Origin of the sequence: Pseudomonas sp. KCJK9058, assembly GCF_046230975.1 — a bacterium.
GTDB lineage: Bacteria > Pseudomonadota > Gammaproteobacteria > Pseudomonadales > Pseudomonadaceae > Aquipseudomonas > Aquipseudomonas alloputida.
Genome location: NZ_JBJJLR010000014.1, coordinates 60730 through 74869, shown reverse-complemented (window position 1 = coordinate 74869; position 14140 = coordinate 60730). Strand labels below are relative to the sequence as shown.

General features: G+C 62.1%; 14 protein-coding genes. 5 read left to right on the top strand and 9 right to left on the bottom strand.

Annotated features, from left to right (window positions below; translation table 11 throughout):
* Nucleotides 1-2: 2 nt before the first annotated feature.
* The 3 genes from ACK59Z_RS10625 to ACK59Z_RS10615 are packed head-to-tail and all read right to left on the bottom strand — an operon-like array spanning nucleotide 3 to nucleotide 2208.
* On the bottom strand, nucleotides 3-329 hold the full coding sequence (locus tag ACK59Z_RS10625; RefSeq protein WP_108191286.1) for a DUF3325 domain-containing protein: 327 nt from the start codon (nucleotides 327-329) through the stop codon (nucleotides 3-5).
* A complete protein-coding gene (locus tag ACK59Z_RS10620) occupies nucleotides 329-1906 on the bottom strand; it encodes a PepSY domain-containing protein (protein WP_047604366.1) in 1578 nt (525 codons plus the stop codon). Before ACK59Z_RS10620 ends, ACK59Z_RS10625 begins: the two co-directional genes overlap by 1 nt.
* A complete protein-coding gene (locus tag ACK59Z_RS10615) occupies nucleotides 1903-2208 on the bottom strand; it encodes a DUF3649 domain-containing protein (protein ID WP_108191287.1) in 306 nt (101 codons plus the stop codon). Before ACK59Z_RS10615 ends, ACK59Z_RS10620 begins: the two co-directional genes overlap by 4 nt.
* Before the next feature lie 256 nt (nucleotides 2209-2464).
* Here ACK59Z_RS10615 and ACK59Z_RS10610 point away from each other — a divergent pair, with 256 nt between their 5' ends.
* Nucleotides 2465-2812, top strand: a complete 348-nt coding sequence (locus tag ACK59Z_RS10610) for an HPF/RaiA family ribosome-associated protein (protein ID WP_003251689.1) — start codon at nucleotides 2465-2467, stop codon at nucleotides 2810-2812.
* Nucleotides 2813-2933: 121 nt separating this feature from the next.
* The gene (locus ACK59Z_RS10605) at nucleotides 2934-3224 is read left to right on the top strand and encodes a DUF3509 domain-containing protein (RefSeq protein ID WP_003251688.1); all 291 of its coding nucleotides are present in this window, start codon (nucleotides 2934-2936) and stop codon (nucleotides 3222-3224) included.
* 3 nt (nucleotides 3225-3227) lie between these two features.
* On the opposite strand, the gene ACK59Z_RS10600 is transcribed toward ACK59Z_RS10605, so the two are convergent.
* On the bottom strand, nucleotides 3228-3698 hold the full coding sequence (locus tag ACK59Z_RS10600; RefSeq protein ID WP_003251685.1) for a phosphate-starvation-inducible protein PsiE: 471 nt from the start codon (nucleotides 3696-3698) through the stop codon (nucleotides 3228-3230).
* A gap of 539 nt (nucleotides 3699-4237) precedes the next feature.
* Between ACK59Z_RS10600 and ACK59Z_RS10595 the strand changes: the two genes are divergently transcribed.
* The gene (locus tag ACK59Z_RS10595; protein ID WP_003251679.1) at nucleotides 4238-4501 is read left to right on the top strand and encodes a YebG family protein; all 264 of its coding nucleotides are present in this window, start codon (nucleotides 4238-4240) and stop codon (nucleotides 4499-4501) included.
* 58 nt (nucleotides 4502-4559) lie between these two features.
* Here the strand turns inward: ACK59Z_RS10595 and ACK59Z_RS10590 are convergent, their stop codons facing one another.
* Nucleotides 4560-5579 carry a Glu/Leu/Phe/Val dehydrogenase dimerization domain-containing protein gene (locus ACK59Z_RS10590; RefSeq protein ID WP_003251677.1) on the bottom strand — a complete coding sequence of 340 codons (1020 nt, stop codon included), beginning with the start codon at nucleotides 5577-5579 and terminating at the stop codon, nucleotides 4560-4562.
* Nucleotides 5580-5703: 124 nt separating this feature from the next.
* Between ACK59Z_RS10590 and ACK59Z_RS10585 the strand changes: the two genes are divergently transcribed.
* Entirely contained in the window at nucleotides 5704-6510 is an 807-nt protein-coding gene (locus tag ACK59Z_RS10585) for a SirB1 family protein (protein ID WP_004575364.1), read from the top strand.
* Here ACK59Z_RS10585 and maiA read toward each other — a convergent pair.
* Genes maiA through hmgA form a run of 3 tightly spaced genes read right to left on the bottom strand, consistent with a single transcriptional unit; the run spans nucleotide 6504 to nucleotide 9746 of the window.
* Nucleotides 6504-7136 carry a maleylacetoacetate isomerase gene (gene maiA / locus ACK59Z_RS10580; RefSeq protein WP_019436967.1) on the bottom strand — a complete coding sequence of 211 codons (633 nt, stop codon included), beginning with the start codon at nucleotides 7134-7136 and terminating at the stop codon, nucleotides 6504-6506. The genes ACK59Z_RS10585 and maiA overlap by 7 nt on opposite strands.
* 12 nt (nucleotides 7137-7148) lie before the next feature.
* Nucleotides 7149-8441 carry a fumarylacetoacetase gene (fahA, locus tag ACK59Z_RS10575; RefSeq protein ID WP_108191288.1) on the bottom strand — a complete coding sequence of 431 codons (1293 nt, stop codon included), beginning with the start codon at nucleotides 8439-8441 and terminating at the stop codon, nucleotides 7149-7151.
* A 3-nt stretch (nucleotides 8442-8444) separates the two neighbouring features.
* Nucleotides 8445-9746: a homogentisate 1,2-dioxygenase gene (hmgA, locus tag ACK59Z_RS10570; RefSeq protein WP_108191289.1), complete on the bottom strand. Its 1302-nt coding sequence runs from the start codon at nucleotides 9744-9746 to the stop codon at nucleotides 8445-8447.
* Nucleotides 9747-9858: 112 nt separating this feature from the next.
* Here hmgA and ACK59Z_RS10565 point away from each other — a divergent pair, with 112 nt between their 5' ends.
* A complete protein-coding gene (locus ACK59Z_RS10565; RefSeq protein WP_012053693.1) occupies nucleotides 9859-10692 on the top strand; it encodes an IclR family transcriptional regulator in 834 nt (277 codons plus the stop codon).
* On the opposite strand, the gene ACK59Z_RS10560 is transcribed toward ACK59Z_RS10565, so the two are convergent.
* On the bottom strand, nucleotides 10623-13847 hold the full coding sequence (locus tag ACK59Z_RS10560; protein ID WP_108191290.1) for a DUF6543 domain-containing protein: 3225 nt from the start codon (nucleotides 13845-13847) through the stop codon (nucleotides 10623-10625). The genes ACK59Z_RS10565 and ACK59Z_RS10560 overlap by 70 nt on opposite strands.
* Nucleotides 13848-14140: the final 293 nt, after the last annotated feature.

Sequence of the window (14140 nt, the reverse complement as noted above, 5' to 3'; positions counted from 1 at the left end):
GGTCACACGGCAAACACGGCGAGCATCGGGCCCAGCACCACGCTGGCGGCGGCCAGGCCCAGCAGCAGACGAGGCTGGTACGGCAGGCCGAACACCCACAGTGTTACCCCGGCCATCATCACCGCGGTCCACTCCACCAGGCCGAGGGCCCAGCCACGCTGGTGCACGCTGAGCACCAGCGACAGCATCAGCAGCAGCCAACCTGCAACACGTAACAGGAGCAAGTGCCTTGGGCTCGGCTTGCGCCCGAGCAAGTCGCTGAAGTGCTTTTCCATCGCCAGGCACAGGGCAACGAAGCCCGCAAAGGCAATCAGTGCGTTACCCAGCATCAGCTCACCTCCACCGTTTCAATGCTCGACTTTTTTGTCGCACGCGCCGCGCGCTTGGCTACGGGGGTTGGGCTGGCCAGCATCTTGTGGGCCAGCCAGGCCAGAAACAGGCCTGTCCCCAGGGCTGTCAGATCGAAGCCGGCCATGGCCCAGTCACCCTCCAGTACCGAATGGTTCAAGCCCCGGTCAGTCGTCAGGCCATTGAGCAACGGCAGCAGGGAGAAGGCCAGCGCGCCCAGCGCCAGTTGCTCGCCCCAGGCCTTGCGCCCGCTACGCAGCACGGCGTGCACCAGCGACAGGCCCCAGGCGATGAAGAAAGCATTGACCTCCCAGTCGGCCCGGCCTTCGACAGCCATGGGCACCAGGCGGTTGGCCCAGAAGAAGCTCGCCACCGCCAGCAACAAGCCGCTCATGCTGGCCATATTGAGCACTTCGACCAGGCGCAGCTCCCCTGGCACAGCTCCGCTCTTGGCGTGCTTGAGCTGGCGCTTGCCCAACCACATCACCAACCCGGTACCAATCACCGCCGTACCGGCCACACCAAAGAAGAAATACAGCCAGCGCAGCCAAGGCCCGGCAAAGTTACCCATGTGCAGGCCGGCGAAACTGAAGGCGGTCATCATTAAACCGCTCTCCGGCTTGCCCTGGCTCAACAGCGCACCACTGGCCCCATCGAATGTCCAGTTGGCGCTACGCCGATAAGCCACGTGGTCGGCTGCCGATTGGGTGAAGGTGACGCGGGCATTGCTGTCGCCCGGGTTTTGTACCTGGATGCTGCCAACACGCGCCCCCGGCTGCAGCGCCTGCACCTTGGCGTACAGGCTCGGCAACGCTACCAGCGGCGTGGCCACTTGGGCCGCCTTGGGCGCATCGTTGCGGCCAAACAGGTCATTGAAGTACTTGTCGGTGTCATTGCCGTAGCTGGCCATGATGCCCGCCGGCATCACCATGTACATGAACAGCACCAGGCTGCTGTAGCTGATCATCAGGTGGAACGGCAGCACCAGCACGCCGATGGCATTGTGCCCGTCCAGCCAGGAACGCTGCCCCTTGCCAGGGCGGAAGGTGAAGAACTCCTTGAAGATCTTCTTGTGGGTAATGATGCCGGTGACCAACCCCAGCAGCATGATGAAAGCGCAGAACGTCGAGAGCCAACGGCCAACCGGGTAAGGCATCTGAAGCTGGAAGTGGAAGCGGTAGAAGAACTCACCACCGCGGCTGTCACGTGCGTCCACCGGCTGGCCGGTCTGGGTATCGAGGGTTTTCCTGACAAAGCCACGCGGGCCGCCACTGGGGTCGCGGTAGCCCACACTCAAGGCGGCCTCCCGTTCGTTCGGCATGCGAATGAACCAGGTACTCGAATGCCCTGCATTGTCCTGCAGGTAACGTTGAGCGACCGCCAGGCTATTGATCGGGTCCAGGGCATGGCTGCGCACTTCAGGCTGCGACCAATGAGTGATTTCTTCCTTGAAGTACGACAGCGTGCCGGTAAGGAAGATGGCGAACAACAGCCAGCCGAAGATCAGGCCGGTCCAGGTGTGCAGCCAGGCCATGGCCTGGCGGAAGCCTTCTTTCATGCGTTTTTCATCCAGTAGGCAACGCCGCTGATCACGCCCAGCAGCAGGCTTGGCGCCAATACGCCCAACCAGGCACGCCAGGCGCTGCGGCAGGCGAAACACCAGATGAACGCCAGCAGGTAGAAGACGAACGACAGCAGCAGGCCGGTGAGCGTGGCATCGACCTTGGGCAGTGGCGCCAGCAAGGCAATACAGACGCTCGCGAGGGACGCCAGCAGATAGCCGCCCAGCAGCGCGGCCAGGCTACGGGATGTCACGGCCAGGCGATAGCTGAGCGGGAGGCCGGCGGTTTTGCACGTCATGGCGAGGTCCGGGCGTTCTTGGGGCTGCAATAATAATGATTTCAATTCTCATAAGCAAAGCCCAGCCCCCGCTACCCATTTGGCCGTACGAGCCACGCGTCACGGTAAGCCCATTTGCAACAAGAAATTTATTTTCAAAAAGGGCTTGAATTCATTCCGCAGTTGCCTGACCTTAGAGTCAAGAGGCGCAGAAATTCCAAGGGTCTCAAGGGCCTAGGCGCGTCTCCATGCGAGCAAGCTGAATAAGGATTGAATCATGCAAATCCAGGTCAACAGCAGCAACGATTTCGACGGTAACGCCCGGCTCGACCAGTGGGTCCGCAGCACACTGCAGAACTCGCTGGAACGTTACGAAGAAGACCTCACCCGCATCGAGGTTCACCTGCGCGACGAGAACGGCGTCAAGCCCGGACCGCATGACAAACGCTGCCAGATGGAGGCTCGCCCGAAAGGCCACCAACCGATTTCCGTGACCCACACCGCCAGTTCGCTGGACCAGGCAGTCGACGGTGCCGCCACCAAGCTCAATCACGCGCTGGAGCACTTCTACGGCAAGCTGCGCAGCAAGCGCGGCGTCTTGGAACTGAGTGACCCGGACGCCTGATCGGCAATGCAAAACGCCCGGCCTTGAGCCGGGCGTTTTCGTTTGTGCCGATCAATGGCGCTGAACCAACGTGCGAACGTCCCGGTCAACCTCTGCATTCACTCACCGCAGAAGCAAGACCATGAACAACCCATTCGAACGAATCAGTGCTGCATTCGCGCCCGAATACCGGGTGAACCTGAGCATTGCAAACCTCGACGGCAGTATCATGCTGACCCTGTCCGACGACGCCGGCGTGGTCGCCAAGCGCCTCATCACCCCGGCCCAACGCAACGACCCGGTGCGCCTGCAACGGGTGATCGACAGCATCCGCCTGGGCCTTGCGATCGAACTCAGCCAGAACCCCCTGCAAGTGCTGGCCGCGCTGACCCGTGACGCCCGCCACGAGCCGCGCCATTTCATCGCCAACTGAGGGCTACTTGCCCTCCTCCACTGCCTTGCCGTTGGCATCCAGCACCTTGGTCGAGGGGTAGCGGTACGAAGCGTAGCGCACCACCAGGATCGAGAACGCCAGCAACAGGATGCCGCCGCACAGGTACAACAGCCCTTCATCGGGTGCCTTGTGGTGCGAAACATCGCCGATCAGCAGGCGAGTGAGCGCGGTGATTGCCACGTACAGCAGGAAGCGGATCGGCATGTGGTTGGTCTTGAAGTAGATCCCCACCATCGCCCCCAGCTCCAGGTAGATGAACAACAGCAGGATGTCATCGACACTGATCCCGCCCTTGCCCAGCATGTCCAGGAACGTCACCACCGCCGCGTAGGCGGTGATCGCGCCAATGCCGAACAGCGCCAGGTAATGGAACGCCTCGACGCACAGGTTGCCCAGCGAGTCGGCCGAGCCGTGCAGGCCCTTGCGCAGTTTTTCTGCCCATTTGATGTTCACGATGTTCCATTCCCCGATACGTCTTTAAGGATGATGCGTCGCTGATGTGACGCTTGTGCCATGCAGTTAAAGGGCCAAGCCCCTGTCTTGGAAGGCGACCGATTGCCGCAAGACACCTTGAGGCGTGGCACGATGCATGAACTGGAGGCGCTGCGGCCTTTGCTTGAGTCGGCACTGGTTCAGGTGCAGATGCCCGCTGAGCCCAGGAACTTCGCACTAAGGCTGGTTAATGTGCCGGAAGGGCCGGCCTCTTCGCGGGCTCGCCCGCTCCCACAACCCGTTGTAGGAGCGGGTTTACCCGCGAATAGGCCGGACCTGCCGGCCAATATCTCCCGGTCATTCACCGTCGCAGCCGCCACCGCATTCGCGGGCAAGCCCGCTCGTCTATTTTGGGCCAATTGTTCTTGGTAAAGGCGCACCCGCAGCGCTCGGTCTGTGCCACGCTACAATTTCTGCTTGCGAATCAACCAGCATTGCCATTACTGTATATAGATACAGTAAACCGCAACACAACCAGCAAAAAGGCATAGAGGTGATGAATGGCCGTCGAAGTGGTGTACCGCAGCAGCCGCGACCCGGAGCGCTTGTTCATGGATAAGGCCGAAGCAGACCGTCACGACAAAATGCTCGAACTGGCCGAGCGCCTGGCCGAAGTGCTGCACAAGGCGGTGCCGTCGCTGACCGAGCAGCAGGTCGAGGAAGCCGGTATCTACATGGCGAAGAACCGCGATGTGTTCGCCCGGGCGTTCAAAAGCCAGCCGGATGCGTTGGCCGAATTGCTTGAGGGTACTGCTGCCGAGTGATATCGCCCGAGGTGTGCGGGTTTACCGGCGAAGTGGCCAACAACGCCATCAGCAACCTTCAGCCATACAACAACCGCTCCGCCAACATCTGCGCCACCCTTGCCGGCGAACGCTTCTCCGCCTGCGCATGGCCAAACACTTCGGTCAGCCGTGAAGGAATCCGCGCCAGGTGCGCAGTAATGGTGCCTTGGTCTTCGCCACGGTGGGTGAGTGCCACATAGATCAGCCCACCGGCATTGATCACGTAGTCAGGTGCATACAATATGCCGCGCGACTCCAGCTGGTCTGCCACCTGCAAGGTCGTCAGCTGGTTGTTGGCCGCCCCCGCCACTGCCGCACAACGCAGTTGCATCACGCTCTGCCCGTTCAGTACCGGGCCCACGCCGCAGGGTGCAAAGATATCGCAAGGGGTACTGATCAACGCATCGTTGGTCACCGGTTTGGCATCGAACTGCTCCATCGCCAGCCGCACCCGCCCCGGGTCAAGGTCGCTGACCAGCAGCTCCGCGCCCACCGCATGCAATTGCTCCGCCAGTGCATAACCGACATTGCCCAACCCCTGCACCGCTACCCGCAAGCCTCTCAGGTCATCGCTGCCCAGCCGGAACGAGGTTGTGGCACGTATGCCCGCGAACACTCCCATCGCCGCATGTGGCGATGGGTCGCCCGACGCAGTGGTGCTGGTCACGTAGGGCGTGCTGTGGGCAATGCAGTCCATGTCCAAGGTCGAGGTGCCACTGTCCACGGCGATGATAAAGCGCCCATGCAAGGTATCGATGAAGCGGCCAAAGGCCTCGAACAGCGCGGCGCGGTTTTCCACATGCGGGTTGCGCATGATCACCGCTTTGCCACCCCCCATCGGTAAGCCGGCCAGTGCTGCCTTGTAGCTCATGCCCTGGGCCAGGCGAATCGCGTCGGTCATGGCGCTTTCGTCATCGGCGTAAGGCAGGTAGCGGCACCCCCCCATGGCCGGGCCCAAATGCTCACTGTGGATTGCCACAACGGCTTTCAGGCCCGTAGGCGGGTCATTGAACAGGTGCAGTGACTGGGTACGGGTGCTTTGCATCAGCGCGAACATCGACCGGCTCCCCTACGAGGTGCTCCTTCCAGTATAGGCACGGCCTCAGCCTTGACGCCGCCGCCGGACCACTGGACGAAACCACGCGCCACGGCTAATACTCAAACGTGTGTGGAGATGCCCCATGAAGCCACGTCAAGCCTGCCTGGCCTGCCTGGAACGCGAGCCTGTCGACCTGCTGGAAGCCGCATTGTGGATTGCTGCCGAGCACGACCCGGGTGTCGAGCCCGCGGCCAGCCTTGCTGCGCTGCACGACCTGCAGCGCGAGATAAGCGCCAACCTGCCGATGCTTCCACTATGCGAACTGGCCCAGCCACTGCTGCGCCAGCTCAATGCGCTGGGCTTTCAGCAGGATGAATATCACCCCTTGCGCCCCCATGCGGCGATGATGGACAAGGTACTGCAGCGCCGCCGCGGCCAACCACTGACCCTGGCCATCCTCGCGTTGGAACTGGCCAGGCGCCTGTCCATACCGCTGGAGGGTGTGGGCTTCCCTGGCCATTTCCTGCTGCGCGTGCCGGGTGCCGACCACCTGCTCGATCCCTGCGGCGGCCGGCGCCTGTACCCTAGCGACTGCCGCGAATTGCTGGCGCGCCAGTTCGGCCCGCACCTGGCGCTGACCGCCGAGCACCTGCGCAGCGCCAGCCCGCTGCAGATGCTGCAACGCCTGTCACGCAACCTGCGCCAACTGCACATCAGTAACGACAACCACCTGGCGGCGTTGATCGACGCAGAGCGCATCATGCAGTTGGGCCCGGTGCAGGTGAGCGACTACATGACCCGCGCCTCGCTCTACCATCATCTGGATTGCCCACAGGCCGAGCGCTTCGACCTGGAGCATGCGTTGCTGCTGACGGAAGACCCGGTCCAGCGCCTGAAGCTGTCCGAGCGAATCGGCAAGCTTCCGGCGACGAACCGTTCACTTCACTGAGCCGGGCTGTCCGGCTGCTGGGCGGGGTGGGCCTTGGCGAACGCCGGGTGCGCGGCCGCCAGTGCGGCAACCCGCAGGATGCGCGGGAAGCTGGCGAGGTCGATGTTGAAGCGTTCGGCCGCGTACAACTGCGGGATCAGGTACACATCCGCCAGCCCAGGCGTGTCGCCAAAGCAGAAACCGTGATCGCCAATCAGTTGCTCCACTGCCGCGAGCCCTTGGCTGATCCAGTGGCCGATCCACTGGTTGACCTGCCCCTCATCCTGACCGGCCTGGCGCAGCCGGTTGAGCACACTGACGTTGTGCAGCGGATGAATGTCGCAACCAATGATGGCCGCCACCCCACGTACCTTGGCCCGTGCCTCGGCGGTGGCCGGCAGCAACGCAGGCTGTGGATAAACCTCTTCCAGGTACTCGATGATCGCCGGCGACTGCACCAGCACCTCACCACCGTCGGTGCGCAAGGCCGGTACGCGGCCCTGCGGGTTGACGGCTACATAGCCCTCGCCGCGCTGCTCACCCTGGAGCAGGTTGACCGGCAGGGACTGGTAAGCCAGTCCCTTCAGTGCCAGGGCAATGCGCACCCGGTAGGACGAGGTGGAACGGTAATAGGTGTACAGCTCCATACCCCTGCCTCCTCAGTTGGCTGCGATGACCGTGCCGCGGCATTCACCGAAACCGATGCTGGCTACGCCGTCACGTGTGCAGCGGGCACGCAGGATGATTTCGTCGCCGTCTTCGAGGAATTTGCGCACTTCGCCGCTGGCCAGCTCAACCGGCAGTTTCCCGCCTTCGGTGATCTCCAGCAGGCTACCGAACGATCCCGGCGTGGCGCCCGACAGCGTGCCCGAACCGAACAGGTCACCCGGCTGCAGCTGGCAGCCGTTGACGCTGTGATGCGCCACCAGCTGCGCCACGGTCCAGTACATGCTGCGTGTGTTGCTCAGGGTCAGGCGGTGCGGGGCAATGCCCTGCTCACGCATGCGCTCGGTCAGCAGCAGCACTTCGAGTTCGATATCAAATGCACCACTGGCCTGGTCGCGCTTGTCCAGCAGGTACGACAGCGGCTGCGGGTCACCTTCGGGGCGTGCCGGCTGAGCACAGCGGAACGGCTCCAACGCTTCGGCGGTGACCACCCAAGGCGAAATGGTGGTGATGAAGCTCTTGGACAGGAACGGCCCCAGTGGCTGGTATTCCCAAGCCTGGATATCGCGCGCCGACCAATCGTTGAGCAGGCACAGGCCGGCTACGTGCTCGGCGGCATCGCCTACCGGAATTGCCTGGCCCATGTCATTGCCCTGGCCAATCCAGATACCCAGTTCCAGTTCGTAGTCCAGACGAGTGCAAGGGCCGAAGCTCGGCTCGGTGTGCCCGGCCGGCAGGGTCTGGCCCTTGGGCCGGCGCACGTCGGTGCCAGACGGGCGGATGGTGGAGGCGCGGCCGTGATAACCGATCGGCACGTACTTGTAGTTGGGCAGCAGTGGGTTGTCGGGGCGGAACAGTTTGCCCACGTTCTTCGCATGCTCGATGCCAACGTAGAAATCGGTGTAGTCACCGATCTGCGCCGGCACGTGCAACTGGCAGTCACTGGCCGGGAACAACGCCGGCTTCAAGGCCGCCTGGTGTTCGCTGTGCTCATCGAGCAGCACCTGCAAACGCTCGCGCAGAGCTACGCGGGCATTGCGGCCCAAAGCGAAGAAGGCGTTCAAAGCCCCGCCGCGGGTGGCTTCAACGGCGGCCTTGGCCGCCCCGTCGAACAGGCCGGCGGCCAGCACCGCCTCCAGGTCGAGGATCGCGTCGCCGATCGCCACGCCACAGCGCCTGGCTTCACCCGGCCGGCTGAAGATGCCCAAGGGCAGGTTCTGCAGCGGGAAGTCGCTGTGCCCGTTGGCGTGCTCGACCCAACTACGGGCATTGGCAGTGTGGTTCATGGGTTATCTCCGGTTCGGGTTGAAGGTGCTCGGCAAGGTCGCCCAGCAACTATCGTAGTCGGCCTGCAATTGCGGGCATTCAAGGGCTTGCAGGCTCGGGCGCAACACCTGGCTGGTCTCGAACATGAAGGCCATGGTGTTGTCGATCTTGTGCGGCGCCAGGTCAGCGGCAATGGCCTTTTCACAGGTTTCAGCGTCAGGGCCATGGGCACTCATCACCCCGTGCAACGAGGCACCACCCGGCAGGAAGCCCTCGGCCTTGGCGTCGTAGGCGCCATTGATCAGGCCCATGAACTCGTTCATCAGGTTGCGGTGGAACCATGGCGGACGGAAGGTGTTCTCGGCCACCATCCAGCGTGGCGGGAAAATCACGAAGTCCATGTTGGCCATGCCATGCACGCTGGTTGGCGAGGTGAGCACGGTGAAAATCGAGGGGTCCGGGTGGTCGAAGCTGACCGTGCCGATGGTGTTGAAGCGGCGCAGGTCATACTTGTACGGCACGTTGCTGCCATGCCAGGCCACAACGTCCAGTGGCGAGTGCTGCAGCTCGCAAGCCCAGTATTCACCCAGGAACTTCTGTACCAGTTGCACCGGGCCTTCGGCTTCTTCGTAGTGGGCCACGGGCGTGAGGAAGTCACGGGGGTTGGCCAGGCCGTTGCTGCCGATCGGGCCCAGGTCCGGCAGGCGCAGCGGCGCACCGTGGTTTTCCGCGATATAGCCACGGGCCTGGCCGTCGAGCAGTTCGACGCGGAACTTCATGCCACGTGGGATCACCGCAATTTCCAGCGGTTCGACCTCCATCACGCCCAGTTCGGTGGCGATGCGCAGGCGGCCCTGTTCCGGCACCAGCAGTAGCTCACCGTCCGCGTTGAAGAACACCCGTTCCATGGACCGGTTGGCGCAGTAGATGTAGATGCTCACGCCAGCCGGTTTTTCCGCTGCGGCGTTGGCAGCCATGGGCAGCCAACCTTCGATGAAATCGGTCGGTTCAGCAGGAATCGGCTGCGGGCTCCAGCGCAGGCGGTTGGGGTTGATGCCACCCAGTGGCCCGCCGAGCGGCTGGCGCGCCAGGCGCTCGAAGCGTGGGTGCAAGGCAGAAGGACGAATGCGGTACAGCCAGGTACGGCGCTGCTCGCTGCGGGCCATGGTGAACGCCGTGCCCGACAGCAGCTCGGCATACAGGCCATACGGGGCCTTCTGCGGGGAGTTCTGCCCGACAGGCAGCGCCCCGGGCAATGCTTCGCTGGCGAATTCGTTGCCGAAGCCGCTCAGGTAGTGAAGGTCGGGCGACGTGTCGCGGTTCATCGATGCCTCCGGATTTTGTTTTTATCGTAATCAAATTACGAATAACGTAATTTGCTCCGCTCAAGGCGTCAAGCTATAAAGGCGACACGATAAATCCGGAACCTCCCCTCCCATGGCCAAAGCCAGCTCCCCCACCGACACCGGCAAGCAGAAGGTCCGCTCGGCGGAAGTCGGCACCGACATCCTCAAGGCCCTCGCCGAACTCTCGCCCTCGACGTCATTATCACGCCTGGCCGAGCACGTGCAGATGCCTGCAAGCAAAGTGCATCGCTACCTGCAGGCGCTGATTGCGAGTGGTTTTGCCGAACAGGATGCGGCCACCAACCATTACGGGCTGGGGCGCGAGGCATTGCGGGTGGGGCTGGCGGCGCTGGGCAGCATCGATGTGCTGAAGGTGGCGGCAATGCCGTTGTCGCAGTTGCGAGATGAGCTCAACGAAAGCTGCTTCATCGCTGTGTGGGGCAACCAGGGGGCCACGGTGGTAAGCATCGAACCTGCCGTGCGCGCAGTCACCGTGGTGACCCAGATCGGTTCGGTGCTGCCGTTGCTCAGCTCGTCCACCGGGCTGGTATTCGCCGCCTACCTGCCCGAGCGAGAAACCCAGGAGCTGCGCGACAGGGAACTGGCCGCTTTGCAACAAACCGCCAGTGACTACGACACACTGCTGGCCGGCATCCGCGAACAGGGCCTGCACCATGTGCATGGCCTGCTGATGCCGGGGGTGGATGCACTGTCGGCGCCAGTATTCAACGCCCTGGGGCAGATTGCGGCGGTGATGACTGTGGTCGGGCCGACGTCGATCTTCCATGCCGATGAACATGGGCCGGCGGCGCAGCGCCTGCTCACGGCCGCACGAACCGTGAGCTGGCGCATGGGTTATGCGGACAACCCACACTGCGCCTCGACGTCTTGTGTTTCCTCCTCGACGAGCCAGAGCAGTTCCTGAGAGAAGCCGTCATAAAGGGCGGGGGCCACCTCGCTCACCAAATCGCCGTAGTCATCGCATAGCCGCCCGATCACACGCGAGAAGGCTGTGGGCTGCGACACCTCTGCACGGGAAAGTACGGTGATGTATTTCTGCGCGGCACCGAACAACCGCGCCAAAACCCCCGTGGAGGCCACCGTTCCTGCAACCCCCGCCGCGAACGATAGCAAGGCGGCGGAACGGTCGCCATCGCTCCACGCGATGGCCCCGGTGACAAAGGACCTGGCCGCACAGAACAGCCCGACGGCCATAGCCGCCGGCGGAAACGGCACGGTGAGGATGCCGGCCAGTACGATCCCCCACTCCACCACCACGGCCGAAATACGCTCGGCAGCGTCGGCGCTGTCTTCAGCGGCTTCGTTGATCATCCGCCTGATACGTTTCTCCAGGTCCTGGACAGGATCCCCGATACGCCCGGTCTCCCCTATCGGCGGCCGCACGCCCCTGCCTCGGGCAACGGCGTCCAGCACCAGCTCAATGCCATCCCCGGCGCGCAGTTGTTCTTCGATCCATGCGTTCAAGCGCGACTGGTTCGATAACGGCACGCGGTCTTGGCAATAACTTGCCAAGTCGTGCTCACGCCAAGTCCTTGCCAGCTCGCTGAGGGTCCGCAGCGTGGAGCCTTGCTCGATTTCTGGCAGATAGACCAAGGGCTCAAGCTCGCGGTCACGAGCATGCTTCAGCAGGTAGGCACCTTGAACAGGGCAATCGTCCATCCACAACGGATAAAGGTTGCACGCCGCGTCGATCGAGGTTCCCGAAAAAGTGTCGATCACCGATTCCAGCCACTGCGCATGGCGGCCCGACAAGCTTCCCTGAAGTTTCTCGCTGAGCACGGCACGCCTGATCTTCAAAGCAAAGAGCGTGCGATAACACTGCCTGAGCTTTTCATATTCCGGCCTGGAGCGGTCGAGTAACTGCGCTTTCACTTCTTCGATGTACTTGTTGCCCAGGTCGGCAGCACGAATGTAGCTCCCCAGCAGCGCCGGGCTCAGGTGCGAGATATCCTGGCCGGTAGCCGAGGTGATGCGGGCAAAGTCGGAGAAATTGTAATACGTGGGATAACCTTTGATGACGGTCTGTGTCAGTGTGCGAATGGCATCCTCTTCCAGCGTTATCAATACCTGATCCGGGTTGATTGCGCCGCCGCGATTGCCCGGGTATGAGTTGATTTTTTCCGTCACCTGTCGATGGGCGAAGGTGCGAAAACTCGGCATCTTCATCAGCGACTGGTACCTGGCCTGCGCAAGCTTGAGCAGTTGATCGATATCAACCAGCGCCTGCTGCTCGGCACGACTGGCGTTGATGAACCAGCTTGGCGTGGTGGCCTGCTGGTCCTCGATCAGGGCAGTGATCTTGCGCCTGGCCAGGGCATTGAGCACATCCAGCCACTGCTGCGACTTGATCGGCGCGAGCGTCACGCTGTGCATGGACCAGTCGGTGGGCAGCATCTCGACCTTGCGCAAATGGCGTTTGAGCGAATCATGCTGGGCCCGCGAGCATTGCCCCAGCAGGTACTCACTGCCTACCGGCAACAAGGTCCAGCTACCGATTTCGAGCGCCATTTCCTGGAGTGAATCGAAAAGATGAAAATCGCCTCCTGGTGCACCAGGGGCGTAGAGCAAGTACTGATCGTCCTGCACCAGACACAGCAGATCCTTCAAGGGCGCTTGCGCACCATTGAGGCAAACCAGGCCGGCGCTGATGGCATTGGCCTGCATGTTCCCCTGGCGTGCGTGGTGCAGCAGATCGAATCCAGCCGGGTGAAACCCTTGATGACGAGCGGCCTGATTGGCCAGCGCCAGCCGCGCATCAAGCACCTCGCACAGTGCGGCCATGGTCAAAGCGTCGTCATAGAGCGTACGGATCTGTTTGACGTAGTTCACGCGCAAATCCAGTTTTTCGATCACGCTCTGGATAGAGGTACTCCCCAACAATGAACGGTGCCGCTCCCCCAGGACCTCGACCTTGAGCTGGCCCCCGCTGTAGCCACCACTCAACGCCCAATCGAGCAGGGTGTGTTTCATCGCCTGCTCAGGGTCATCGACGTGACTGACACACACGCGTACCTGCTCGGGGTCGATATCCAGGCCAAGGGCTTGCTTGACCTGTTTCTTGGCGAAGCTGCGCAGGTCGCGCCATTGCGCCAGACGCTCGGTGCAACGCTGCTCCTTCACCTGCAGGTCATCTTCCAGTTGTCGATAGGCTTGCAGTTCCTCGCCCTGCATGAATCGCCGCCATTCGGGCAGCAGGCTGGTGCGGTACGCTCGCACATGCCGCGTCGCACGTTTCTGCAGCGCAGCCACCAGAGGCTCAAGCCGAGCCGCACTGTCGAGCTGGGCCAGACGCCGCGCGTCATCGACCTTTACCCGTAGGCTGCGCTGGGTGACCTTAAGCTGGAAAGCCCGCAGATCACGGATGAAATACCTGTGAAGTGGCACTTGCAGCGGCACGAAATCGAGTGTCAAACCCTCTGTAGACAACGCCGCCCGCTCTTGCGAAGACAACAGCCAACGCAACGGGCTGCCTTCAGCAAAGGCTGGGGCGAGTGCGCTGGCTGCGCGCGCGCGTTCAGTGTCGAACCAGCAACCGCTGGCCAGGCTGTAAATCAGAAAATCCGCAGGTGCGTCCGGGTTCTGTTCGAGGTCATGACGGCTAGCGACGACGCCCGGCAAACGAAAACGCAAATCTCCGGCAACCAGGTACACCTCATGCTTGTTTACGTCCCCGTCCTGCTCAAGGGCCTCGATACCGGCTTCCCAGGCCTTGAACCTAAGGGCCTTGAGGCGCGTTTCAGCAAACATCAGCTGGATCAAATGGGACGCCAGGGTAAGTGGTTTCGAACTTAATCTGGACTGTTGCTTCCACCACTGGTCAAGAACCGCCTGCCTTTGCGGCACAAGCGACTCGACAACCGCCAACGGCAAACGCTGCTGCTCGGTGAACTGTTGTCGATGCGCCTCCGGTATCAGGCTGCCCAATTGCGCAACCGCAGCCATCAGCTGTTGCAGCTCCTGGGCGTGGGCCATCATGGCCTTCACCTGTTCTTTCACAGAGCGTGCACCTGGGCACCCTTCACCGAAATCGGGGCTGCCGAGATTGAAATCGAAAGACATGAACTGCGCTCCAAAATACAAGGAGGCAGCAGAGTGAACGGATGATAAAGGCAATAGCGCAGGGAAGCTTACCCCGCACTTGGCACTGTTGCCTGAAACGTAAAGGTGAATGTCGACAGACGCTATTTTTCCTAACGGATCAAGCGCTTATTCTTGACTCACTGGCCGGCTTGAAGGGCTCTCCCCCCCGCCTTTCAAGCCTGCGAGGTTCACCGACGTAGATTTTGAAGCTCCTTGATCTGACGTCTCGATTGGCCGCTGCGGCTTGCAGCGGCCTTTTTTTTGAAATCTGA